We start from the raw sequence: 24073 nt of genomic DNA on the forward strand, positions 1-24073 counted from the left end.
TCACTCCCGACTCCGGCAAGCCGGACGTCCCCCGCCCCTCGCTTCGCTCCCGGGCGGGTGCGCCCGGTACGCTCACCGCCGTGCCACACGCTGATCAGTCCCAAACCACCCAGAAGGGCGTTTCCGTGACATATCCGGGGCCGCCACGACCGGTTCAGGTCTCCGCCACACCCCTCGCGGAGCTCGCCGATCAGCTGGGTGCCGCAAGGCCCGAGAGCCCCGCAGAGGTCACGGGCATCACCCATGACTCACGCGCGGTCCGCCCCGGCGACCTGTACGCCGCCCTCCCGGGCGCCCGTCTGCACGGCGCGGACTTCGCCAACCAGGCCGCCGGCCTCGGCGCGGTCGCGGTGCTGACGGACCCGACCGGCGCCGAGCGCGCCGCGGCCACCGGCCTGCCGGTCCTGGTCGTCGACGACCCGCGCGGGCGGATGGGCGAACTGGCGGCCACCATCTACGGCCACCCGGGCCGCGACCTGCTGCAGATCGGCATCACCGGCACCTCCGGCAAGACCACCACCGCCTACCTCGTCGAGGGCGGTCTGAAGACCAAGAACAACACCGGCCTGATCGGCACGGTCGAGATGCGCATCGGCGACGAACGCATCAAGTCCGAGCGCACCACCCCCGAAGCCACCGATCTGCAGGCCCTGTTCGCGGTGATGCGCGAGCGCGGGGTCGAGGCGGTCGCCATGGAGGTCTCCAGCCACGCCCTGGTTCTCGGCCGGGTCGACGGCTGCGTCTTCGACATCGGCGTCTTCACCAACCTCAGCCCGGAGCACATGGAGTTCCACTCCGGCATGGAGGACTACTTCCAGGCGAAGGCGCAGCTGTTCACACCGCGGCGCAGCAGACTCGGCGTGGTCAACGTCGACGACGAGTACGGCCGCAGGCTCGCGGTGGAGGCGACCGTCCCGGTCGTGACCTACTCCGCCGAGGGCCACCCGGACGCCGACTGGCGGGCCGAGGACGTCGTGATCGGCCAACTCGACTCCACGTTCACCGTGATCGGCCCCGAGGGCGAGCGCATCGAGGCCAAGGCGCCGCTGCCGGGCCCCTTCAACGTGGCCAACACCCTCGCCGCGATCGTCGCCCTCGCCGCCGCGGGCCTGGACCCGCAGGCCGCCGCCGACGGCGTCGCCGCGGTGCCGGGCGTGCCCGGGCGGCTGGAGCGCGTGGACGCCGGACAGCCCTACCTCGCGGTTGTGGACTACGCCCACAAGACCGACGCCGTCGAATCGGTGCTGCGCGCCCTGCGCAAGGTCACCGAGGGCAGGCTGCACGTCGTGCTCGGCTGCGGAGGCGACCGGGACAGGACCAAGCGCGGCCCGATGGGCGCCGCCGCGGCCCGCCTCGCCGACACCGCCGTACTGACCTCCGACAACCCCCGCTCCGAGGACCCCCTCGCCATCCTTGCAACCATGCTCGAGGGCGCGGCGTCCGTACCAGCACACGAACGCGGCGAGGTCCAGGTCTTCGAGGACCGGGCGGCCGCGATCGCAGCGGCCGTCGCCCGAGCACGGCCCGGAGACACCGTGCTCGTCGCGGGCAAGGGCCACGAGCAGGGCCAGGACATCGCCGGGGTGGTCCGTCCCTTCGACGACCGCCAGGTGCTTCGAGAAGCCATCCAGCAGACCCAGGGATGAACTTGTGATCGCCCTCTCTCTCGCCGAGATCGCCTCAGTCGTCGGCGGGCAGACGCACGACATACCGGATCCGTCCGTCCAGGTCACCGCTCCGGTCGTCCGGGACTCGCGGGAGGTGCAGCCGGGCGGGCTCTTCGTCGCCTTCGTCGGCGAGCACGTCGACGGCCACGACTTCGCCCAGCAGGTCGTGGCGGCGGGCGCGGTGGCCGTCCTGGGCTCGCGGCCCGTCGGCGTGCCCGCGATCGTCGTGGACGACGTCCAGGCCGCCCTCGGCGCCCTCGCCCGTCATGTCGTACGCCGCCTCGGCGCGACCCTCGTGGCGCTCACCGGCTCCGCGGGCAAGACCAGCACCAAGGACCTCATCGCCCAGGTGCTGCGGCGCAAGGCGCCGACAGTGTTCACGCCCGGCTCGCTCAACAACGAGATCGGGCTGCCGCTCACGGCCCTGTCCGCCACCGAGGACACCAGGTTCCTCGTGCTGGAGATGGGCGCCCGCGGCATCGGCCACATCCGCTACCTCACCGAGCTGACCCCGCCCAGGATCGGGCTGGTGCTCAACGTCGGCTCCGCGCACATCGGCGAGTTCGGCGGCCGTGAGCAGATCGCGCAGGCCAAGGGCGAACTCGTGGAGGCCCTTCCGTCGGCACAGGACGGCGGCGCCGCGATCCTCAACGCGGACGACCCGCTCGTACGGGCCATGGCGTCCCGTACGAAGGCGAAGGTGGTCCTCTTCGGCGAGGCCGACGAAGCGGACGTACGCGCCGAGAACGTGCGACTCACGGACACCGGACAGCCCGCCTTCCGGCTCCACACACCCTCCGGTGCAAGCGATGTGACCATGCGCCTGTACGGTGAGCACCACGTGTCGAACGCGCTCGCCGCGGCCGCCGTCGCCCATGAGCTGGGCATGTCCGCGGAAGAGATCGCCACCGCGCTCTCCGAGGCGGACTCCCTCTCCCGCTGGCGCATGGAGGTCACCGAGCGACCGGACGGCGTGACCATCGTCAACGACGCCTACAACGCGAACCCCGAGTCCATGCGAGCCGCCCTGCGCGCGCTCGCGGCGATGGGCCGGGGGCGGCGGACCTGGGCGGTGCTCGGCAAGATGGCCGAGCTCGGGGACGAGGCGCTCGCCGAGCACGACGCGGTCGGACGGCTCGCCGTCCGGCTCAACGTCAGCAAGCTCGTCGCGGTCGGGGGCAGGGAAGCGTCCTGGCTGCAACTGGGCGCATATAACGAGGGTTCGTGGGGTGAGGAGTCGGTGCACGTGTCCGACGCACAGGCGGCGGTCGACCTGTTGCGCAGCGAGTTGCGCCCGGGGGACGTCGTGCTCGTGAAGGCGTCCCGTTCGGTCGGCCTCGAGAGCGTCGCCCAGGCGCTGCTCGCGACCGGTGCCGAGGGTGAGGTCGCTGCCCGATGATGAAGCAGATCCTGTTCTCGGGAGTCATCGGTCTGTTCCTGACCCTGGTCGGCACCCCGCTGCTGATCAAGCTCCTGGCCCGCAAGGGCTACGGGCAGTACATCCGGGACGACGGCCCCCGTGAGCACGCCAGCAAGCGCGGTACGCCGACGATGGGCGGCATCGCCTTCATCCTGGCCACGGTCGCCGCCTACTTCCTCTCCAAGGTGATCACCGGCTACGCGCCCACCTACTCGGGCCTGCTGGTGCTCGGCCTGATGGTCGGCATGGGCCTGGTCGGCTTCCTCGACGACTACATCAAGATCGTCAAGCGCCGTTCGCTGGGCCTGCGGGCCAAGGCGAAGATGGCCGGCCAGCTGATCGTCGGCATCTCCTTCGCGGTGCTCGCCCTGCAGTTCCAGGACGCCCGCGGCAACTCCCCGGCCTCCACGAAGCTGTCGTTCATCACCGACTTCGGCTGGTCGATCGGCCCGGTGCTGTTCGTGGTCTGGGCGCTGTTCATGATCCTCGCGATGTCGAACGGCGTGAACCTGACGGACGGTCTGGACGGCCTCGCCACCGGCGCCTCCGTCCTGGTCTTCGGCGCCTACACGTTCATCGGCGTCTGGCAGTTCCAGGAGTCCTGCGCCAACGCGCAGACCCTGACCAACCCGGGCGCCTGCTACGAGGTGCGCGACCCGCTCGACCTCGCGGTCATCGCCTCCGCGCTGATGGGCGCCTGCCTCGGCTTCCTGTGGTGGAACACCTCGCCCGCCAAGATCTTCATGGGCGACACCGGCTCGCTCGCCCTCGGCGGCGTGCTGACCGGCCTGGCCATCCTCTCCCGCACGGAGCTGCTGGTGGCCCTCATGGGCGGTCTGTTCGTCCTCATCACCATGTCGGTGGTCATTCAGGTCGGCTCGTTCCGGCTCACCGGCCGGCGCGTCTTCCGGATGGCGCCACTCCAGCACCACTTCGAACTCAAGGGCTGGTCCGAGGTCCTGGTGGTGGTCCGCTTCTGGATCATCCAGGGCATCTGCGTGATCGTCGGACTGGGCCTCTTCTACGCGGGATGGGCAGCGGACAAGTGACCGACCGGCAGGGGCTCTCCCTGGAGGGCAAGCACGTCACCGTCGCAGGACTCGGCGTCTCCGGCATCCCGGCGGCCAAGGCGCTGCACGCGCGCGGGGCGGTCGTCACGGTCGTCAACGACGGCGACGACGCACGCGCGCGTGAACAGGCCGCCGAGCTGGAGGCCCTGGGGGTCACCGTGCGGCTGGGAGACGGCGCCACCCTGCCCGACGGCACGGAACTCGTCGTCACCGCGCCCGGCTGGAAGCCGGACAAGCCGCTGTTCACCGCGGCCCGCGAGGCGGGCGTCGACATCTGGGGCGACGTCGAGCTCGCCTGGCGGCTGCGCGGACCCGACGCGGCCCCCTGGCTCGCCGTGACCGGCACCAACGGCAAGACCACCACCGTCCAGATGCTGGCGTCGATCCTGAAGGCGGCGGGTCTGCGCACGGCGGCCGTCGGCAACATCGGCGTCTCGCTGCTGGACGTCGTGCTCGGCGAGGAGCAGTACGACGTCCTGGCGGTGGAGTTGTCGAGCTATCAGCTCCACTGGGCACCCTCCCTGCGGGCGCACTCGGCGGCGGTGCTCAACCTCGCCCCCGACCATCTCGACTGGCATGGCTCCATGGAGGCCTACGCCCGGGACAAGGGCCGTATCTACGAGGGCAATCGGGTCGCCTGCGTCTACAACGTCGCCGACAAGGCCACCGAGGACCTGGTCCGCGAGGCCGACGTCGAGGAGGGCTGCCGGGCCATCGGCTTCACCCTCGCCACCCCCGGTCCCTCCCAAGTCGGCGTCGTGGACGGCATCCTGGTCGACCGCGCCTTCGTGGAGAACCGGCAGAAGAACGCCCAGGAACTCGCCGAGGTCTCCGACGTCCGTCCGCCGGCCCCGCACAACATCGCCAACGCCCTTGCCGCGGCGGCCCTCGCGCGTGCCTTCGGGGTGCCCCCCACGGCCGTACGCGACGGGCTTCGGAACTTCACGCCGGACGCGCACCGCATCGCGCACGTGGCCGACGTCGACGGTGTCGCCTACATCGACGACTCCAAGGCCACCAACACCCATGCCGCGGAAGCCTCATTGGCGGCATATGAGTCGATCGTATGGATTGCGGGCGGACTCGCCAAGGGTGCGACCTTCGACGAGCTGGTCGCCAAGTCGGCAAAGCGACTTCGCGGTGTCGTGCTCATCGGACAGGACCGCGCCCTGATCCGCGAAGCCCTCGCGCGACACGCGCCGGAAGTACCCGTCGTCGACCTCGACCGGACCGACACTGGGGCGATGCTCGCGGCCGTCCGGGAGGCCCGGCGGCTCGCGGTCGCAGGCGACACGGTGCTGCTGGCTCCCGCCTGTGCCTCGATGGACATGTTCGCCAACTACAACAAGCGCGGTGACGCGTTCGCGGAGGCGGTTCGCGAACTCGGCTCCTGACCGACGCAGCGGAGGCGCTGATGCCCAGTAGCCGTACCGGACGGCCGCCCGTGCAGGGGGCCGTCAGACGTCCCGCCGCTTCCCGGCCGTCCCGTGACAATCCGCTGCGGCGCGTCTACGTCAACGCCAAACGCGCCTGGGACCGGCCGCTGACCGCCTACTACCTGATCGCCGGCGGCAGTTTCCTGATCACCGTGCTCGGCCTGGTGATGGTCTACTCGGCCTCCCAGATCACCGCGCTGCAGATGTCCCTGCCCGGCTCCTATTTCTTCCGCAAACAGCTGCTCGCGGCCGTGATCGGCGGCGTCCTGCTGCTGATCGCCTCCCGGATGCCGGTCAGGCTGCACCGGGCGCTGGCCTACCCGATCCTCGCGGGCGCCGTCTTCCTCATGGTGTTGGTGCAGGTCCCGGGGATAGGGATGTCGGTCAACGGCAACCAGAACTGGATCTCGCTCGGCGGCTCCTTCCAGATCCAGCCCAGTGAGTTCGGCAAGCTCGCACTGGTCCTGTGGAGCGCCGACCTGCTGGCCCGCAAACAGGACAAGAACCTGCTCAACCAGTGGAAGCACATGCTGGTACCGCTGGTGCCGGCCGCCTTCCTGCTGCTCGGGCTGATCATGCTCGGCGGCGACATGGGCACGGCGATCATCCTCACGGCGATCCTGTTCGGCCTGCTGTGGCTGGCCGGGGCACCCACCCGCCTCTTCGTCGGCGTGCTGTCGATCGCCGCCACCCTCGGTGTGATCCTGATCAAGACCAGCCCCAACCGCATGGCCCGGCTCGCCTGTATCGGCGCCACCGAGCCCCGGTCCGGGGCCGCCGACTGCTGGCAGGCCGTGCACGGGATCTACGCCCTCGCCTCCGGCGGAATCTTCGGCTCCGGGCTTGGTGCGAGTGTGGAAAAATGGGGCCAACTCCCGGAGGCGCACACGGACTTCATCTTCGCCGTCACCGGTGAGGAACTGGGCCTGGCGGGGACGCTGTCGGTGCTCGCCCTCTTCGCGGCTCTAGGCTATGCGGGTATCCGCGTGGCCGGACGTACGGAGGACCCCTTCGTCAGGTATGCCGCGGGAGGCGTGACCACCTGGATCACCGCGCAGGCGGTGATCAACATCGGTGCGGTGCTCGGCCTGCTGCCGATCGCCGGTGTCCCCCTCCCGCTGTTCTCCTACGGAGGATCCGCCCTGCTGCCGACCATGTTCGCCATCGGGCTGCTGATCGCGTTCGCGCGCGACGAGCCCGCTGCGCGGGCGGCGCTTTCCCTGCGGCAACCCCGCTTTGGTAGAAAGCGAGCGGGAGCAGTGCTCGTCGATGGACGAACCGGGGCTCCTCGGAGATGGAACACGATGCGACGGCGGGCGCCCACGGCGCGGCCGTCCGGAGAGCGGTGAATTTCGGTGCATGTCGTACTCGCCGGTGGGGGGACCGCCGGCCACATCGAGCCCGCGCTCGCCCTCGCGGACGCCCTGCGCAGGCAGGACCCGACCGTGGGGATCACGGCCCTGGGCACGGAGCGGGGCCTGGAGACCAAGCTCGTCCCACAGCGGGGCTACGAGCTCGCGCTGATCCCCGCCGTACCGCTGCCTCGTAAGCCCACGCCCGAGCTGATCACCGTCCCGGGCCGGCTGCGCGGCACGATCAAGGCGACCGAGCAGATCCTGGAGCGCACCAAGGCGGACGCGGTCGTCGGCTTCGGCGGCTATGTGGCGCTGCCCGGCTACCTCGCCGCCAAGCGCCTCGGTGTGCCGATCGTCATCCACGAGGCCAACGCCCGCCCGGGCCTGGCCAACAAGATCGGCTCCCGGTACGCGGCCCAGGTGGCCGTCGCCACCCCGGACAGCAAGCTGCGCAACTCCCGCTACATCGGGATCCCGCTGCGCCACTCCATCGCCACCCTGGACCGGGCGGCAGCCCGTCCCGAGGCCCGGCACATGTTCGGCCTCGACCCCAACCTGCCCACGCTGCTGGTCTCCGGCGGCTCGCAGGGCGCCCGCCGCCTCAACGAGGTGGTCCAGCAGGTCGCGCCGTGGCTGCAGCAGGCCGGCATCCAGATCCTGCACGCGGTCGGCCCGAAGAACGAACTGCCGCATGTGCAGCAGATGCCGGGAATGCCCCCCTACATCCCGGTAAGTTACCTGGACCGGATGGATCTCGCGTACGCCGCGGCCGACATGATGCTCTGCCGCGCGGGCGCGATGACCGTCGCCGAACTCTCCGCCGTCGGGCTCCCGGCCGCCTACGTCCCGCTGCCCATCGGCAACGGCGAACAGCGGCTGAACGCCCAGCCGGTGGTCAAGGCCGGCGGCGGACTGCTGGTCGACGACGCGGAACTGACGCCCGACTGGGTGCGGGAGAACGTCCTGCCCGTGCTCGCCGACCCGCACAGGCTGTACGAGATGTCCCGCGCGGCAAGCGAGTTCGGCCGCCGGGACGCCGACGACCTGCTCGTCGGCATGGTGTACGAGGCGATCGCCGCCCACCGTGCACCCCGATAGGGCTGACAGGGCTGTATTTCCGTGTGGGTGAAGGGCAGGGGCCGTGGCCGGACCGACGACCGTGGAGCGCGGGGAACGCCAGCAGGAGTCGTCCGGTCCGCCCCTCGCCCGGCGGTTGCGGCGGATGGTGCGGCGACGGCTTCGTACGATCATCATGTTCGCCGTCGCGATGGTCTTCCTCGGTACGGCCGGCCTCTGGGCGTTGTACGGCTCCTCCTGGACGCGCGTGGAGCGCGTGACGGTCTCCGGCACCCGGGTGCTGACGCCCGCGCAGGTGAGCGAGGCCGCCGAAGTCCCCGTCGGGGCGCCGCTGATTTCCGTCGACACCGATGCGATCGCGTCACGACTGCGCCGGAAACTGCCCCGAATTGACACGGTTGACGTGGTTCGTTCGTGGCCCCATGGAATCGACCTGAAAGTGGTTGAGCGCACTCCGGTTCTGATTGTCCAAAAGGGCGGAAAGTTCATCGAAGTGGACGGCAAGGGCGTCCGTTTCGCCACGGTTTCCGAAGCGCCGAAAGGCGCTCCCGCGCTCGAATTGAGCATCTCCCGCTCGGGTTCCGCCGCCGCGAGCCTGCGCCGCTTCGGCGAGGACCGCTTGGTGCGCGAGGCGGTGGCGGTCGCCCGGTCCATTCCGGCCGCCGTCGCGCACGAGACCCGGAGCGTCAAGGTGCGTTCCTTCGACGACATCTCACTGGAGTTGGGCGACGGCCGCACGGTCGCCTGGGGAAGCGGCGAGCGAGGCGCGCTGAAGGCCCGTACGCTCACCGCCCTGATGAAAGCGGCGCCGGACGCGCGGCACTTCGACGTCTCGGTTCCCACCGCCCCGGCGTCATCGGGGAGTTGACGCACATCCGCGCAGGCCAGCACCCTGGTTGGGCAGCGCTATGGCTGATCACATAGGGTGAAAAGAAAAACGGGAGGTTCGGCGTGTTCGTTGAACGTGCGCCACTTGTCGACTTAGTGTCCTGTTCGGAAGACTCCAGCGAACAGTCACACTGGTAACCCTAAACTTCAACGTTAGGGTTCGGGTCGGCGCTACGGACCGTCCCATTCGGCATCAGTCGTCGGATCGCGCTCACCCGCGAATCGGCGACACGTAACTCGAGGCGAGAGGCCTTCGACGTGGCAGCACCGCAGAACTACCTCGCAGTCATCAAAGTCATCGGTGTCGGCGGCGGTGGTGTCAATGCCATCAACCGGATGATCGAGGTCGGTCTCAAGGGCGTCGAGTTCATCGCCATCAACACCGACGCGCAGGCGCTGTTGATGAGCGACGCCGACGTCAAACTCGACGTCGGCCGCGAACTCACCCGCGGACTCGGCGCCGGAGCCAACCCGGCCGTCGGCCGCAAGGCCGCCGAGGATCACCGCGAGGAGATCGAGGAGGTCCTCAAGGGGGCCGACATGGTCTTCGTGACGGCCGGTGAAGGCGGCGGCACCGGCACCGGCGGCGCGCCCGTCGTGGCCAACATCGCCCGCTCCCTGGGCGCCCTCACCATCGGCGTGGTCACCCGCCCGTTCACCTTCGAGGGCCGGCGCCGCGCCAACCAGGCCGAGGACGGCATCGCCGAACTCCGCGAAGAGGTCGACACCCTCATCGTCATCCCGAACGACCGGCTGCTGTCCATCTCGGACCGCCAGGTCTCGGTGCTCGACGCCTTCAAGTCCGCGGACCAGGTCCTGCTCTCCGGTGTCCAGGGCATCACCGACCTCATCACCACCCCCGGCCTCATCAACCTCGACTTCGCCGACGTCAAGTCCGTGATGTCCGAGGCCGGTTCCGCCCTCATGGGCATCGGCTCGGCCCGCGGCGACGACCGCGCGGTGGCCGCGGCCGAGATGGCCATCTCCTCGCCGCTGCTGGAGGCGTCCATCGACGGCGCCCGCGGTGTGCTGCTCTCCATCTCCGGTGGCTCCGACCTCGGCCTGTTCGAGATCAACGAGGCCGCCCAGCTGGTCAGCGAGGCCGCCCACCCCGAGGCCAACATCATCTTCGGCGCGGTCATCGATGACGCCCTCGGCGACGAGGTCCGGGTCACCGTGATCGCGGCCGGCTTCGACGGCGGCCAGCCGCCGGCCCGCCGGGACAACGTCCTCGGCTCGTCCTCCGCCTCCTCCCGCCGTGAGGAGCCCACTCCGGTACGGCAGCCCGAGTCCCGCCCGTCCTTCGGCTCGCTCGGCAGCGTCACGCCGAAGGAGGACCCGGAGCCGGCGCCCGAGCCGGCCGCCGACCTCCCGGTCTCCCCGCCGGTCCCGCCGTCCCGGTCCTACACCGACAGCGCGGCCGAGGAACTGGACGTACCGGACTTCCTCAAGTGATCCTTCTGACGTGATGGAGCAACGCTCGGAAACGAGCACCATGGGCGGCGCGCACTTCGCCTTCACCAGCCGGTGGGGCGGGGTGAGCGCCGTTCCGTACGAGGAGCTCAACCTCGGCGGGGCGGTCGGCGACGACCCCGACGCCGTACGCACCAACCGCGAGCTGGCGGCCAAGTCGCTCGGCGTCGATCCGGCACGGGTCGTGTGGATGAACCAGGTGCACGGCAACGAGGTGGCCGTCGTCGACGGTCCCTGGGCAGAGCGCCCGGTGCCGGAGGTCGACGCGGTCGTCACCGCGCGCCGCGGACTCGCCCTCGCCGTGCTCACCGCCGACTGCACGCCCGTTCTGCTCGCCGACCCGGTCGCCGGGATCGTCGCCGCCGCGCACGCGGGCCGGCCCGGCATGGTCGCCGGGGTCGTCCCCGCCGCGCTACGCGCGATGACCGAGCTCGGCGCCGACCCCGCCCGGATCGTCGCCCGTACCGGGCCCGCCGTGTGCGGGCGGTGCTACGAGGTGCCGGAGGCGATGCGCGCGGACGTGGCCGCCGTCGAGCCGGCGGCGTACGCCGAGACGAGTTGGGGCACGCCGGCGGTCGACGTGACCGCCGGCGTGCACGCGCAGCTCGAACGGCTCGGGGTGCGCGACTTGGAGCGGTCGCCGGTGTGCACCCGGGAGTCGGGCGATCACTTCTCGTACCGGCGCGATCGCACCACGGGGCGACTCGCGGGATATGTCTGGCTGGACTGAGGGACATGACGGACCGTAAGGATGAACTCGCCGAAAACCTGGCGAAGGTGGAGCGTCGCATCGCCGACGCCTGCGCCGCCGCCGGGCGCGCTCGCGAGGAGGTGACGCTGATCGTGGTCACCAAGACGTATCCGGCCGGCGACGTGCGGATCCTTGCGGAGCTCGGCGTGCGCCATGTCGCCGAGAACCGGGACCAGGACGCGGCCCCGAAGGCCGCGGAATGTGCGGATCTGCCGCTGACTTGGCACTTCGTTGGTCAGTTGCAGACCAATAAGGTTCGTTCCGTGGTCGGTTACGCCGATATGGTGCAGTCCGTCGATCGTGCCCGGCTGGTCACGGCGCTCTCGAAGGAGGCGGTGCGGCAGGGGCGCGAACTCGGCTGTCTGATCCAGGTCGCGCTCGACGCGGACGAGAGCGGTCGCGGGGAGCGCGGGGGTGTCGGTCCTGAGGGAATCGAAGAGTTGGGCGACCTGGTCGCCCGTTCGCCGGGTCTGCGGCTGGACGGTCTGATGACCGTCGCACCGCTGACCGGGCCCTACGCGGGACGTGAACAGGCGGCGTTCGAGCGGTTGATGGATTTGTCGACCGACCTGCGCCGAGCCCATCCGGCTGCGAACATGGTCTCGGCAGGGATGAGTGCGGACCTCGAGCAGGCCGTGGCGGCCGGGGCGACACATGTGCGCGTCGGTACGGCGGTACTCGGAGTCCGCGCACGGCTCGGGTAACGTCGCCAGGAAGTCGGACCACAGCAGAAAATATGGTCAATGCCGCCGGAAGGCGGGCACAACGGCCTCGTGGATCGCGGGCACTTGACGGTCGTCAGTCGATCCACCACAGAGCGGAGGACTCAGAGCATGGCCGGCGCGATGCGCAAGATGGCGGTCTACCTCGGCCTCGTGGAGGACGATGGGTACGACGGCCGGGGATTCGACCCCGATGACGACTTCGAGCCCGAACTGGACCCCGAGCCGGAGCGGGACCACCGACGGCACGAGCCGTCCCACCAGTCGCACTTGGCACATCAGTCCCAAAGGGACGAAGAGGTGCGAATCGTACAACCGCCCGCGCCGCGCGAGCCGGTAGCCCGCTCCGCTTCGCTACCCGCGGAATCCGGCCGTCCGGCGCGCATCGCGCCCGTGGCGTCCATCACACAAGAACGCGCAAGCCTGGAGAAGAACGCGCCGGTGATCATGCCCAAGGTCGTGTCGGAACGAGAGCCTTACCGGATCACCACACTGCACCCGCGGACCTACAACGAGGCCCGTACCATCGGGGAACACTTCCGTGAGGGCACCCCGGTGATCATGAATCTGACTGAGATGGACGACACAGACGCGAAGCGACTTGTCGACTTTGCGGCCGGATTGGTGTTTGGTCTTCACGGCAGCATCGAGCGGGTGACGCAGAAGGTGTTCCTGTTGTCGCCTGCTAACGTCGATGTCACGGCGGAGGACAAGGCCCGCATCGCAGAGGGCGGGTTCTTCAACCAGAGCTGAGACGCACGACCGGAAACAGCAGTACAAGTAGTACCCAGCAGCACGGAACAGGGGAGAGGGAAGCACCAGCAATGAGCGTGGTCCTGGATGTCATCTACATCGCGCTGATGTGCTTCCTCATCGTGCTCATCTTCCGGTTGGTCATGGACTACGTCTTCCAGTTCGCCCGCTCATGGCAACCCGGCAAGGCGATGGTGGTCGTTCTGGAGGCCACCTACACTGTCACTGATCCACCGCTCAAGCTTCTGCGGCGGTTCATCCCGCCGCTGCGTCTCGGGGGCGTGGCGCTCGACCTGTCCTTCTTCGTACTGATGATCATCGTCTACATCCTGATCTCGATCGTGAGCCGGCTGTGAGCGATGTGACCTACCGTCTTGCCGATGCCGACGACTACGTTGAGGTGAAGAGATGCCGTTGACCCCCGAGGACGTGCGGAACAAGCAGTTCACGACCGTCCGCCTCCGAGAAGGCTATGACGAGGACGAGGTCGATGCCTTCCTCGACGAGGTCGAAGCCGAACTGACCCGCCTGCTCCGGGAGAACGAGGACCTGCGCGCCAAACTGGCCGCGGCCACGCGCGCCGCTGCACAGAACCAGCAGAACATGCGCAAGCCCCCGGAGGGTCCCGGCGGTCCGCAGGACCAGCAGGGCGGCATGCCGCAGGGTGGCATGCCTCAGCAGGGCGGTATGCCTCAGCAGGGCATGCGCGGGCCGGGCGCCCCCGTGCCGGCCGGCATATCGGGCCCGCCGCAGCAGCAGATGGGTGGCCCCATGGGTGGCCCGCCCCAGCTGCCGAGCGGTGCGCCGCAGCTGCCCGCCGGTCCCGGTGGACAGGGCGGCCCGCAGGGTCCCGGCCCGATGGGTCAGGGGCCGATGGGCCAGGGTCCGATGGGTCAGGGTCCGATGGGTCAGGGTCCGATGGGTCAGGGCCCCATGGGCCAGGGTCCGATGGGTCAGGGCCCCATGGGTCAGGGCCAGATGGGCGGCCCCATGGGCCAGCCCCCCATGCAGCAGCAGATGGGCGGCCCGATGGGTGGCCCCATGGGCGGTCCGATGGGCGGCCCCGGTCAGGGCCCCGGTGGCGACAGCGCCGCCCGTGTCCTCTCGCTGGCCCAGCAGACCGCCGACCAGGCGATCGCCGAGGCCCGTTCCGAGGCCAACAAGATCGTCGGCGAGGCCCGCAGTCGCGCCGAGGGTCTCGAGCGTGACGCCCGTGCCAAGGCCGACGCCCTGGAGCGGGACGCGCAGGAGAAGCACCGCGTCGCGATGGGCTCCCTGGAGTCCGCCCGCGCCACGCTGGAGCGCAAGGTCGAGGATCTGCGCGGCTTCGAGCGCGAGTACCGCACGCGTCTGAAGTCGTACCTGGAGTCGCAGCTGCGTCAGCTGGAGACTCAGGCCGACGACTCGCTGGCCCCGCCGCGCACTCCGGCCGCCGCGAGCCTCCCGCCGTCCCCGGCGCCTTCCATGGCCCCGGCCGGCGCGAGCGCCCCGTCCTACGGTGGCAACCAGACCATGGGCGGTGCGCCGAGCCCCGCTGGCCCGTCCTACGGCGGCCAGCAGCAGATGACGCCGGCCATGACCCAGCCGATGGCTCCGGTCCGTCCGCAGGGTCCGTCCCCCATGGGCCAGGCCCCCTCGCCCATGCGCGGGTTCCTGATCGACGAGGACGACAACTGACGGCCGCGACACGGTGAGTAGTACGCCGTAGGCGTCGGCAGCGTTCAAGGGCGGGGTCCCGGATTTCGGTCCGGGACCCCGCCCTTTTTATGCGCGTTGATCGCTGGGCTTCCCTTCGCGGTGGCCGCGCTCTTCATGCGCGGTGACCCAGCCGGAACGCCGAAGGCCCGACCCTCGGGAGGGCCGGGCCTTCAAGCGTGCGGGATGCTATGCCTTGCGCAGGCGGAACGTGAGGGACAGGCCCTCGTCCGTGAACGGCTCGCCGTACGAGTCGTCGGCCTCGCCCTGGGCGAAGTCCGTCGCCAGGACCTCGTCCGCGATCAGACCGGAGTGCTCGCCCAGCGCCGCGACGACCGCGGAGTCCGTGGACGTCCAGCGCAGGGCGATCCGGTCGGCCACGTCAAGACCGCTGTTCTTGCGGGCCTCCTGGATCAGCCGGATCGCGTCACGCGCGAGCCCCGCCTGCCGCAGCTCCTCCGTGATCTCCAGATCCAGCGCCACCGTCGCACCGGAGTCGGACGCCACCGACCATCCCTCGCGCGGGGTCTCGGTGATGATCACCTCGTCCGGAGCCAGGGTGATCGTCTCTCCGTCGACCTCGACCGACGCCGTGCCCTCACGCAGGGCCAGCGACAGCGCCGCCGCGTCCGCGTTCGCCACGGCCTTGGCGACCTCCTGCACCCGCTTGCCGAACCGCTTGCCCAGCGCCCGGAAGTTGGCCTTGGCGGTGGTGTCCACCAGGGAGCCGCCGACCTCGCTCAGCGACGCGAGCGCGCTGACGTTCAGCTCTTCCGTGATCTGACCGTGCAGCTCCCGGTCCAGCGAGTCGAAGCCCGCCGCCGCGACCAGCGCCCGCGACAGCGGCTGACGGGTCTTGACGCCCGACTCCGCGCGCGTGGCCCGGCCGAGTTCCACCAGCCGCCGTACCAGGACCATCTGCTTCGACAGCTCCGGGTCGATGGCGGACAGGTCCGCCTCCGGCCAGGAGGCGAGGTGCACCGACTCCGGGGCGCCCGGGGTCACCGGCACCACCAGGTCCTGCCAGACCCGCTCGGCGATGAACGGGGTCAGCGGGGCCATCAGCTTGGTGATCGTCTCCACGACCTCGTGCAGGGTGCGCAGCGCCGCCTTGTCGCCCTGCCAGAAGCGGCGACGGGAGCGGCGGACGTACCAGTTGGACAGGTCGTCGACGAACGCCGAGAGCAGCTTGCCGGCGCGCTGGGTGTCGTACGCCTCCAGAGCCTGCGTCACCTGGTCGGTGAGCGCGTGGAGTTCGGACAGCAGCCAGCGGTCCAGGACCGGGCGGTCGGCGGGGGCGGGATCGGCCTCGCTGGGCGCCCAGTCGGACGTACGGGCGTACAGGGCCTGGAAGGCGACCGTGTTCCAGTAGGTCAGCAGCGTCTTGCGCACCACCTCCTGGATCGTGCCGTGGCCCACGCGGCGTGCCGCCCACGGCGAACCGCCGGCCGCCATGAACCACCGCACCGCGTCCGCCCCGTGCCGGTCCATCAGCGGGATCGGCTCCAGGGTGTTGCCCAGGTGCTTGGACATCTTGCGGCCGTCCTCGGCGAGGATGTGGCCGAGGCAGACGACGTTCTCGTAGGAGGACTTGTCGAAGACCAGCGTGCCGACCGCCATCAGCGTGTAGAACCAGCCGCGGGTCTGGTCGATGGCCTCGCAGATGAACTGCGCCGGGTAACGGCTCTCGAACAGCTCCTTGTTCTTGTACGGGTAGCCCCACTGCGCGAACGGCATCGAACCCGAGTCGTACCAGGCGTCGATGACCTCCGGCACGCGCGTGGCCGTCTTGGCACACGTCGGGCACGCGAAGGTGACCTCGTCGATGAACGGGCGGTGCGGATCGAGGCCCGACTGGTCCGTGCCGGTCAGCTCGGTGAGCTCGGCGAGGGAGCCGACGCATGTGAGGTGATCGTCCTCGCAGCGCCAGATCGGCAGCGGGGTGCCCCAGTAGCGGTTGCGGGACAGCGCCCAGTCGATGTTGTTGTTCAGCCAGTCGCCGTACCGGCCGTTCTTGACCGTCTCCGGGAACCAGTTGGTGTTCTCGTTCTCCTGGAGGAGGCGGTCCTTGATGGCCGTGGTGCGGATGTACCAGGACGGCTGCGCGTAGTAGAGGAGCGCGGTGTGGCAGCGCCAGCAGTGCGGGTAGCTGTGCTCGTACGGGATGTGCTTGAACAGGAGGCCGCGCTGCTGGAGGTCCTCGGTGAGTTTTTCGTCCGCCTTCTTGAAGAAGACGCCGCCGACCAGCGGGACGTCCTCCTCGAAGGTGCCGTCCGGGCGCACGGGGTTGACGACGGGGAGGCCGTAGGCGCGGCAGACCTTGAGGTCCTCCTCACCGAAGGCGGGGGACTGGTGGACCAGACCCGTACCGTCCTCGGTCGTCACGTACTCGGCGTTGACCACGTAGTGCGCGGGTTCGGGGAACTCAACCAGCTCGAACGGACGTTGATAGGTCCAGCGCTCCATCTCGGCGCCGCTGAAGGACTCGCCGGTGGCCTCCCAGCCCTCGCCGAGCGCCTTGCCGACGAGCGGCTCGGCGACGACGAGTTTCTCCGTGCCGTCGGTGGCGACGACATAGGTGACCTCGGGGTGCGCGGCGACCGCGGTGTTGGACACCAGCGTCCACGGGGTCGTCGTCCACACCAGGAGCGCGGCCTGGCCGGCCAGCGGACCGGAGGTGAGCGGAAAACGGACGTACACGGAGGGGTCGACGACCGTCTCGTAGCCCTGCGCCAGCTCGTGGTCGGACAGACCCGTGCCGCAGCGGGGACACCAGGGGGCGACGCGGTGGTCCTGGACCAGCAGGCCCTTGCCGAAGATCTCCTTCAGCGACCACCAGACCGACTCGATGTACTCGGGGTCCATCGTGCGGTAGGGGTCCTGGAGGTCGGTCCAGTAGCCCATGCGGGTCGTGAGCGCCTCGAAGGCGTCCGTGTGCCGGGTCACCGACTCACGGCACTTGGCGTTGAACTCCGCGATGCCGTACTTCTCGATGTCCTGCTTGCCGCTGAAGCCGAGCTCCTTCTCGACCGCGAGCTCCACCGGGAGGCCGTGGCAGTCCCAGCCGGCCTTGCGGGCCACGTGGTAGCCGCGCATGGTGCGAAAGCGAGGGAAGACGTCCTTGAAGACGCGCGCCTCGATGTGGTGGGCGCCCGGCATGCCGTTCGCGGTGGGCGGGCCCTCGTAGAACACCCACTCGGGGCGGCCCTCGGACTGCTCCAGGGTCTTGGCGAAGATCTTCTGCTCGCGCCAGAAGTCGAGCACCGCGTGCTCGAGCGCGGGCAGGTCGACCTGGGCGGGCACCTGGCGGTACGTCGGCGTTGTCATCAGCGAGCTTCCTCCGGCGGACTTGCTGCCTTCCGTCCGGAGGGACGAGAGCCGTGTCTTTCTCTACGCCGGTTTCGGCGTGCTCCCGCGGTACCACCCTCCTTGGCCCTCCGGCGCGTGGTGTGCACCGGTGAGCCCCCTCATTGGGGTCGCGATGCCGGTTCTACTGCCCCTCGCGGGGGTTCCTCCGGCGGCTCCGGGGTGATCTTCGCGTCGCGCTCGCCCCCGGGCTTCCACCGTCCCCGGGTCGCTCTGGGCTGCGTACGCCGCTACTCGTCCCCATCCACGCTTTTCGCTCCGCCCAGTGTACGGCGCCGCGCGGACAGCGTCCGACCGGTTTTCGGGTACCCGGGGGTCGCGGTGCCCTACGGCCGGATGTGACCCGAATGGAGCGGTACGCGTGTTCGGATCCTGGGACGGACGGCACGGCGGATTACCCCGCGGGGAGCTGGGCACAACGCATGCAGGCTTGCGGAGCGGCGTGCGCGAGCCGGGCGAATCGGGCGGTGTGCCCCGTTGCCGCGGGACTCAAGTCGATTTATCGTCCCAGCACGATTCGCGTGCAAGATCACAATATGTGAAGGGGCCGCGGCCATGGTGGCGAAGAAGACCGCCGTACAGCAGTCGGCGTCCGGCAGGTCCACACAGGCCTCGGGCGGTGCGGCCAAGGATGTGAGCGGCAAGAAGAGGGTGAGGACGGTACGGGGGGCCGCCGGCGGGGCGGCGAAGAAGACGGCCGAGGGGGAGGGGCCGGAGAGACATCCGGGCACGGGGAGGGCGACGGCCGCGAAGAAGCCGGCCGGCAGGGCGGCGACGGCCGAGAAGGCCGTAGCGAAGAAGTCGACGGCGAAAAAGTCGGCGGCGAAAAAGTCGGCGGCGGAGAAGACGGCAGAGAAGAAGTCGGCAGCGGAGAAGTCGACGGCGGGGAAGACGGCGGCGAAGAGCACCGCGGCTGGGAAAACCGCGGTGGAGAAGTCGGCAGAGGCGAGGAAGACGGCGGCCAAGAAGACGGCCGCGGCGACGAAGAAGGCGGTGGGCAAGGAAACGGCCGCGGGTAAGAAGGCGGTGGGCAAGGAAACGGCCGCGGGTAAAAAGGCGGCGGTCAAGGCAGCGGATCCGGGGAAGAAGGCCGCTGCGAAGAAGACGGCCGCCAGGAAAGCCGCGGTGAAGAAGGCCGCTGCGAAGAAGGCCTCGGGGAAGGAGGAGGCCACGAAGCGGGCGGCTGCCGGGAAGACGGCCACCGGGAAGGCGGCCGGCGGCAAGGTCACCGCCAAGAGGACCGCCGGCGCCGAGAAGGTCGCCGCGGCGAAGAAGAGCAAGAGCACGGCCAAGAAGGCGGGCGCGGCGCAGACCGCGGAGCAGACGGGAGCCACGACAGTGGTTGCGAAGAAGACTCCTGGCACGGCCACGGCGGCGAAGACCGCCGTACCCAAGGCGCGGATCGCGGCGGCTGTGGAGCCGGGCGAGCTCGCGGTGCGCCCCGGTGAGGACCCGTGGACGCCGGAGGAGGTCGAGGAGGCGCGTGCGGAGCTGCTGTCCGAGGAGCAGCGGCTGCGGGACGAGATCACGTCGTCGGAGCAGGCTCTGCAGGGCCTGATGCGGGACTCCGGGGACGGCGCGGGCGACGACCAGGCGGACACCGGCGCCAAGAACATCACGCGCGAGCACGAGATGGCGCTCGCGGCCAACGCGCAGGAGATGCTCACCCAGACCGAGCACGCCCTGCAGCGGCTGGACGCCGGCACCTACGGGCTGTGCGAGAACTGCGGCAACCCCATCGGCAAGGCCCGTATGCAGGCCTTCCCCCGGGCCACCCTGTGTGTGGAGTGCAAGCAGAAGCAGGAACGCCGGTACTGAGGGCCCACACATGCGTGCCGTACCCTCGTGCTCAGTCAGGTACCTAGGTTGAGGGACTCACGTGGCAGAGGCGGAGCGCATCATCGGTACGCCGGATTCCCCGGAGGCGGCGGGGGCCGAGTCGCAGCGGGACGGGTCGGCGCCGCCCAGGGGCAGGCGCAAGATCGCCGTGCTGTTCGCGGTGGCCGCCTTCGCGTACACGCTCGACCTGGTCAGCAAGCTGCTCGTGGTCGCGAAGCTGGAGCACCACGCGCCGATCGAGCTGATCGGTGACTGGCTGAAGCTCGAGGCGATCCGCAACGCGGGCGCGGCCTTCGGCTTCGGCGAGGCCTTCACCGTGATCTTCACGGTGATCGCCGCGGCGGTGATCGTGGTGATCGCCCGGCTCGCCCGCAAGCTCTACAGCCTGCCCTGGGCGATCGCGCTGGGCCTGCTGCTGGGCGGCGCGCTCGGCAACCTCACCGACCGGATCTTCCGCTCGCCGGGCGTCTTCGAGGGCGCGGTGGTCGACTTCATCGCTCCCAAGGGCTTCGCGGTCTTCAACCTGGCCGACTCGGCGATCGTGTGCGGCGGCATCCTGATCGTGCTGCTGTCCTTCAAGGGGCTGGACCCGGACGGCACCGTCCACAAGGACTGACCGGCGGTTGTCCACAGGCGCGGTCGGGACGGTCGGCGCTGTCCGGCATACTCGACGGGTGAGCACGATTCCCGAGATCCGTACCCTGCCCGTGCCCGACGGCCTGGAGGGCGAGCGTGTCGACGCCGCCATCTCCCGCATGTTCGGCTTCTCCCGGACGAAGGCCGCGGAGCTCGCCGCGACGGGGAAGGTCACGGTCGACGGCTCGGTGGTCGGCAAGTCCGAGCGGGTGCACGGCGGCGCCTGGCTCGAGGTCGAGATGCCGCAGGCGCCCGCCCCCGTGCAGGTGGTCGCCGAGCCGGTCGAGGGCATGGAGATCGTGCACGACGACGACGATGTGGTGGTGATCGTCAAGCCGGTCGGCGTGGCCGCCCACCCGTCGCCGGGCTGGACGGGGCCGACGGTCATCGGCGGTCTCGCCGCGGCCGGCTACCGCATCTCCACCTCGGGTGCCGCCGAGCGCCAGGGCATCGTGCACCGGCTCGACGTCGGCACCTCCGGGCTGATGGTGGTCGCCAAGTCGGAGCGCGCGTACACCTCGCTCAAGCGGCAGTTCAAGGAGCGCACGGTCGACAAGCGCTACCACACGCTCGTCCAGGGCCACCCCGACCCGACCAGCGGCACCATCGACGCGCCCATCGGCCGCCACCCCCACCACGACTACAAGTGGGCGGTCACGGCCGACGGCAAGCCGTCCGTCACGCACTACGACCTCATCGAGGCGTTCCGCGCGGCCTCCCTGCTCGACGTGAAGCTGGAGACCGGCCGCACCCACCAGATCCGCGTCCACATGGCCGCCCACCGCCACCCGTGCGTCGGCGACCTCACCTACGGCGCCGACCCGACCCTCGCCAAGCGGCTGCACCTGACCCGGCAGTGGCTGCACGCCGTCCGGCTCGGCTTCGAGCACCCCGGGGACGGCGAGTGGGTGGAGTTCGCGAGCGACTATCCGGCGGACCTGCAGAAGGCCCTGGACCAGGTCCGCGAGGAGACGTACGGATGAGCACGCGCGCGTACGACGTACGCATCGCCGAGGACCCGGCCGATCTGGAGGCGTGCTTCGCGGTGCGCAAGGAGGTCTTCGTCGGCGAGCAGGGCGTGCCCGAGGACATCGAGTACGACGCGTACGACGCCGTGGCCCTGCACGTGCTGGCCGTGCGGGACGACGGGGTGCCGCTCGGCACCGGGCGACTGCTGCACGGGGAGGCGGCCGCGGCGAAGGTCGACGGGGACCTCTCGGTGGGCTCGCTCGGGCGGCTCGCCGTCACCCGGGAGGCCCGTGGCCTCGGCGTCGGCGTGGCGCTCGTACGGGCGATCGAGGACGCGGCACGCGCGCGGGGGCTGACGGCCGTGGACCTGCACGCGCAGACGCACGCCCTGGGGTTCTACGAGCGGCTGGGGTACGCGGCGTACGGGCCGGAGTACCCGGAGGCGGGCATCCCGCACCGGGCGATGCGGCGCACCCTGTAGCGAAGGGGACCGAAAGGGCTGGTGGGATCGGTGGCGTGGCAGGCTTGAAGTCCGCCTCCCGTCCGTCGATCCTCCCGGAGCGCTGACCGTGGATCAGTTGGCCCTGCTGTTCGTCCTGTTGCTGGGGGCCGTGCTGAGCGTGCCGCTGGGGGACCGGTTCGGGGTGCCGGCGCCGGTGCTGATGACCCTGCTCGGGGTCGCCCTCGCGGTGGCCGACTTCGTGCCGAACGTGAACGTCCCGCCCGAGCTGATCCTGCCGCTGCTGCTGCCGCCCCTGCTGTACGCGGCGGTGCGCCGCACGTCCTGGCGGCAGTTCGCGGCGAACCGGCGGCCGATCTTCCTGCTGGCCGTGGCGCTGGTCTTCGTCACCACCCTCTGCGTGGCCGTCATGGCCCACGCCATCGTGCCGGGACTGCCCGTCGCCGCCGCCGTCGCGCTCGGCGCCCTGGTCGCGCCGCCCGACCCGGTCGCGGCGACCGCGGTCGCGGGCCAACTGGGCCTGCCCCGCCGTCTGGTGTCCATCCTGGAGGGGGAGGGCCTGTTCAACGACGTCACGGCGATCGTGCTCTACCACGTCGCGGTCGCCGCCGCGGTGAGCGGCGAGTTCCACGCGGGCCGCGCCGCCCTCGACCTGGTGCTGTCCGCCGTGGTCGCCGTCGCGATCGGCGTCGCCCTCGGCTGGGGCGCCAACAGGTTCCTCGACGTGCTCGGCGACGCCACCCTGCAGGTCGGCCTGACGCTGCTCGTGCCGTACGCCTCCTACGTGCTGGCCGAGGAGTTGCACGGTTCCGGGGTGCTGGCCGTGCTCACCACCGCGCTCTTCCTCGCGGAGTACGCGTCCGACCCCGACGACGTGATGACCCGGCTGGCCGGGCACACCTTCTGGGACATCGTCGACACGCTCGTCACCGGTGTCGCCTTCGGGCTGATCGGCCTGGAGCTGCACAACGCGATCCGCACCGCGTCCGGACGGTGGGGCGAGATGCTCGGCTGGGCGGCTGCGGTGCTCGCCGTGGTGGTGCTGGTCCGGCTCGCCTGGCTGCTCCCGGCGACCTGGCTCACCAAACGGCTGCACGCCAGACGGGACCACGACGAGGACATCCCGATGGGCTGGCGCGAGACCATCGTGATGTGGTGGTCCGGGATGCGGGGCGTGGCCTCGGTGGCGCTGGCGCTCGCGATCCCCCTGACCACCGACGACGGTTCGGCCTTCCCCGACCGGGACGAGATCGTCTTCATCGCCTTCGGCGTGATCATGGGCACGCTGGTGCTGCAGGGCCTGACCCTGCCCTGGCTGGTGCGGAGGCTCGGGGTGCAGGCCGACACCGAGCACGAGAAGGCGTTCGAGAAGGAACTCGCCGTACGCGCCGCCAAGGCCGCCAAACGCAGGCTCAAGGAGATCGAGGAGGTCGAGGACCTGCCGGACGAGTTGTCGGAGCAGATGCTGCGGCGGGCCCTGGAGATCGGCGTGCGGATCAGCCCGGACATGGGCGAGGAGGAACGGCGCGAGGCGCACGAGATGCGGGTGCGTCGGCTCAAGCGGATGCGGCGGATCCAGGGCGAGCTGCTGAGCGCCGCACGGCACGAGGTGATGGCCGCGCGCAGCGAGCCTGGGGCGGACCCGGAGATCGTGGACCGGGTGCTGCGCCATCTCGACGTACGCAGCCTGCGCTGACCGGAAACGGTTGCGCGCGCCGGGCTGCGCATGCGTAGGGTTCGGATCATGGCTCGCAATGTGGTGATCAGTGGTGGAGGTACGGGAATCGGGCTCGCGGCGGCGCGGGTGTTCGCGGCGGAGGGCGACCGCGTCCTGCTGCTCGGGCGGCGGGCCGAGATCCTGCGGAAGGCCGATGTGCCGGGGGCGTCGACGTACGCCGCCGACCTGGCCGACACCGCCGCCGTGCGCGGGGTCGCGGAGTTCGTGGCGGAGGAGTTCGGGACCGTGGACGTGCTGATCCACGGCGCCGGCGGCACCGGGCAGCTGGAGCCCCCGGCCGGGAGCGAGGACCCGCTCGACCGGGTCGCGCACAACTGGACGGTCAACTTCCGGCTCAACACCCTGACCGCCGCCCTGCTCACCGAGGCCCTCAAGAACCGGCTCGCCTCCCCGGGCGGACGGGTGCTGTTCGTCAGCTCCATCGCCGCCTACCGGGGCTCAGGCAGCGGGGCGTATGGGGGCGCCAAGGCCGCGTTGCACCCGTACGCCCATGACCTGGCGCGGGAGCTCGGGCCGCGCGGGATCACCGCGAACGTGGTCGCGCCCGGCTACATCGAGGACACCGAGTTCTTCGGGCCCGCCATGGACCCGGCCCGGCGCGAGCGGCTCGTCGCCGACACGCTCGACAAGCGCGCCGGCACCCCCGGCGATGTCGCCTCGACCCTGCACTGGCTGGCCTCAGCGGGCGCCGCGCACGTCACGTCCCAGGTGATCCAGGTCAACGGGGGCGCCGAGCGCGGGCACTGAGCCCGCCGGCG

Annotated in this window: 20 protein-coding genes; 19 read left to right on the forward strand and 1 reads right to left on the reverse strand. The window is 70.4% G+C overall.

Annotation, left to right across the window (positions count from 1 at the left end):
- The first annotated feature begins 125 nt into the window (after positions 1–125).
- The 13 genes from ABZ453_RS02475 (at position 126) to ABZ453_RS02535 (ending at position 14289) form a co-directional block, all read left to right on the forward strand.
- A complete protein-coding gene (locus tag ABZ453_RS02475) occupies positions 126–1646 on the forward strand; it encodes a UDP-N-acetylmuramoyl-L-alanyl-D-glutamate--2,6-diaminopimelate ligase (RefSeq protein ID WP_359011166.1) in 1521 nt (506 codons plus the stop codon).
- Between the two features lie 4 nt (positions 1647–1650).
- Entirely contained in the window at positions 1651–3066 is a 1416-nt protein-coding gene (gene murF / locus ABZ453_RS02480; protein WP_133042848.1) for a UDP-N-acetylmuramoyl-tripeptide--D-alanyl-D-alanine ligase, read from the forward strand.
- Positions 3066–4136: a phospho-N-acetylmuramoyl-pentapeptide-transferase gene (gene mraY / locus ABZ453_RS02485; protein WP_133043089.1), complete on the forward strand. Its 1071-nt coding sequence runs from the start codon at positions 3066–3068 to the stop codon at positions 4134–4136. Before murF ends, mraY begins: the two co-directional genes overlap by 1 nt.
- A complete protein-coding gene (murD, locus tag ABZ453_RS02490) occupies positions 4118–5551 on the forward strand; it encodes a UDP-N-acetylmuramoyl-L-alanine--D-glutamate ligase (protein ID WP_359010754.1) in 1434 nt (477 codons plus the stop codon). Before mraY ends, murD begins: the two co-directional genes overlap by 19 nt.
- Before the next feature lie 20 nt (positions 5552–5571).
- Positions 5572–6942, forward strand: a complete 1371-nt coding sequence (ftsW, locus tag ABZ453_RS02495; RefSeq protein WP_359010756.1) for a putative lipid II flippase FtsW — start codon at positions 5572–5574, stop codon at positions 6940–6942.
- Between the two features lie 6 nt (positions 6943–6948).
- Positions 6949–8046 carry an undecaprenyldiphospho-muramoylpentapeptide beta-N-acetylglucosaminyltransferase gene (murG, locus tag ABZ453_RS02500; protein WP_359010758.1) on the forward strand — a complete coding sequence of 366 codons (1098 nt, stop codon included), beginning with the start codon at positions 6949–6951 and terminating at the stop codon, positions 8044–8046.
- 43 nt (positions 8047–8089) lie between these two features.
- Positions 8090–8893 (forward strand): FtsQ-type POTRA domain-containing protein, encoded by an 804-nt coding sequence (locus ABZ453_RS02505; protein ID WP_359010760.1) that lies wholly within the window; start codon positions 8090–8092, stop codon positions 8891–8893.
- Positions 8894–9171: 278 nt separating this feature from the next.
- The gene (gene ftsZ, locus ABZ453_RS02510) at positions 9172–10368 is read left to right on the forward strand and encodes a cell division protein FtsZ (protein WP_133042843.1); all 1197 of its coding nucleotides are present in this window, start codon (positions 9172–9174) and stop codon (positions 10366–10368) included.
- 13 nt (positions 10369–10381) lie between these two features.
- Positions 10382–11116 carry a peptidoglycan editing factor PgeF gene (pgeF, locus tag ABZ453_RS02515; RefSeq protein WP_359011169.1) on the forward strand — a complete coding sequence of 245 codons (735 nt, stop codon included), beginning with the start codon at positions 10382–10384 and terminating at the stop codon, positions 11114–11116.
- Positions 11117–11121: 5 nt separating this feature from the next.
- Entirely contained in the window at positions 11122–11841 is a 720-nt protein-coding gene (locus tag ABZ453_RS02520; RefSeq protein WP_359010762.1) for a YggS family pyridoxal phosphate-dependent enzyme, read from the forward strand.
- A 129-nt stretch (positions 11842–11970) separates the two neighbouring features.
- Positions 11971–12612 (forward strand): cell division protein SepF, encoded by a 642-nt coding sequence (sepF, locus tag ABZ453_RS02525; protein WP_133042841.1) that lies wholly within the window; start codon positions 11971–11973, stop codon positions 12610–12612.
- A 71-nt stretch (positions 12613–12683) separates the two neighbouring features.
- A complete protein-coding gene (locus tag ABZ453_RS02530) occupies positions 12684–12968 on the forward strand; it encodes a YggT family protein (RefSeq protein WP_016435858.1) in 285 nt (94 codons plus the stop codon).
- 52 nt (positions 12969–13020) lie between these two features.
- Entirely contained in the window at positions 13021–14289 is a 1269-nt protein-coding gene (locus ABZ453_RS02535; RefSeq protein WP_359010765.1) for a DivIVA domain-containing protein, read from the forward strand.
- Positions 14290–14496: 207 nt separating this feature from the next.
- On the opposite strand, the gene ileS is transcribed toward ABZ453_RS02535, so the two are convergent.
- Complete coding sequence (gene ileS / locus ABZ453_RS02540) at positions 14497–17634, reverse strand: isoleucine--tRNA ligase (RefSeq protein WP_359010767.1); 3138 nt, start codon at positions 17632–17634, stop codon at positions 14497–14499.
- Between the two features lie 594 nt (positions 17635–18228).
- Here ileS and ABZ453_RS02545 point away from each other — a divergent pair.
- From ABZ453_RS02545 to ABZ453_RS02570, 6 genes are all read left to right on the forward strand, one after another.
- Complete coding sequence (locus ABZ453_RS02545; protein WP_359010769.1) at positions 18229–19491, forward strand: TraR/DksA family transcriptional regulator; 1263 nt, start codon at positions 18229–18231, stop codon at positions 19489–19491.
- A gap of 61 nt (positions 19492–19552) precedes the next feature.
- Positions 19553–20128 (forward strand): signal peptidase II, encoded by a 576-nt coding sequence (lspA, locus tag ABZ453_RS02550; RefSeq protein WP_208778209.1) that lies wholly within the window; start codon positions 19553–19555, stop codon positions 20126–20128.
- 58 nt (positions 20129–20186) lie between these two features.
- The gene (locus tag ABZ453_RS02555; protein WP_359010772.1) at positions 20187–21131 is read left to right on the forward strand and encodes an RluA family pseudouridine synthase; all 945 of its coding nucleotides are present in this window, start codon (positions 20187–20189) and stop codon (positions 21129–21131) included.
- On the forward strand, positions 21128–21598 hold the full coding sequence (locus tag ABZ453_RS02560) for a GNAT family N-acetyltransferase (RefSeq protein WP_359010774.1): 471 nt from the start codon (positions 21128–21130) through the stop codon (positions 21596–21598). The genes ABZ453_RS02555 and ABZ453_RS02560 overlap by 4 nt, the downstream gene beginning before the upstream one ends.
- 88 nt (positions 21599–21686) lie before the next feature.
- Positions 21687–23273 carry a Na+/H+ antiporter gene (locus ABZ453_RS02565; RefSeq protein WP_359010776.1) on the forward strand — a complete coding sequence of 529 codons (1587 nt, stop codon included), beginning with the start codon at positions 21687–21689 and terminating at the stop codon, positions 23271–23273.
- Positions 23274–23321: 48 nt separating this feature from the next.
- Positions 23322–24062 carry an SDR family oxidoreductase gene (locus ABZ453_RS02570; RefSeq protein WP_359010778.1) on the forward strand — a complete coding sequence of 247 codons (741 nt, stop codon included), beginning with the start codon at positions 23322–23324 and terminating at the stop codon, positions 24060–24062.
- Positions 24063–24073 lie beyond the last annotated feature (11 nt).

The sequence above is a fragment of the Streptomyces sp. NPDC005799 genome (assembly GCF_040630525.1).
Taxonomy (GTDB): Bacteria; Actinomycetota; Actinomycetes; order Streptomycetales; family Streptomycetaceae; genus Streptomyces; species Streptomyces griseorubiginosus_B.

Excerpts from the sequence above, each read along its gene's own strand:
- sepF (WP_133042841.1), top strand. The coding sequence starts at position 11,971 with ATGGCCGGCGCGATGCGCAAGATGGCGGTCTACCTCGGCCTCGTGGAG.
- ABZ453_RS02570 (WP_359010778.1), top strand. The coding sequence starts at position 23,322 with ATGGCTCGCAATGTGGTGATCAGTGGTGGAGGTACGGGAATCGGGCTC.
- ABZ453_RS02545 (WP_359010769.1), top strand. The coding sequence starts at position 18,229 with ATGGTGGCGAAGAAGACCGCCGTACAGCAGTCGGCGTCCGGCAGGTCC.
- ileS (WP_359010767.1), bottom strand. The coding sequence starts at position 17,634 with ATGACAACGCCGACGTACCGCCAGGTGCCCGCCCAGGTCGACCTGCCC.
- ABZ453_RS02535 (WP_359010765.1), top strand. The coding sequence starts at position 13,021 with ATGCCGTTGACCCCCGAGGACGTGCGGAACAAGCAGTTCACGACCGTC.
- ABZ453_RS02560 (WP_359010774.1), top strand. The coding sequence starts at position 21,128 with ATGAGCACGCGCGCGTACGACGTACGCATCGCCGAGGACCCGGCCGAT.
- ABZ453_RS02530 (WP_016435858.1), top strand. The coding sequence starts at position 12,684 with ATGAGCGTGGTCCTGGATGTCATCTACATCGCGCTGATGTGCTTCCTC.
- mraY (WP_133043089.1), top strand. The coding sequence starts at position 3,066 with ATGAAGCAGATCCTGTTCTCGGGAGTCATCGGTCTGTTCCTGACCCTG.
- murD (WP_359010754.1), top strand. The coding sequence starts at position 4,118 with ATGGGCAGCGGACAAGTGACCGACCGGCAGGGGCTCTCCCTGGAGGGC.
- pgeF (WP_359011169.1), top strand. The coding sequence starts at position 10,382 with ATGGAGCAACGCTCGGAAACGAGCACCATGGGCGGCGCGCACTTCGCC.
- ftsW (WP_359010756.1), top strand. The coding sequence starts at position 5,572 with ATGCCCAGTAGCCGTACCGGACGGCCGCCCGTGCAGGGGGCCGTCAGA.
- ABZ453_RS02520 (WP_359010762.1), top strand. The coding sequence starts at position 11,122 with ATGACGGACCGTAAGGATGAACTCGCCGAAAACCTGGCGAAGGTGGAG.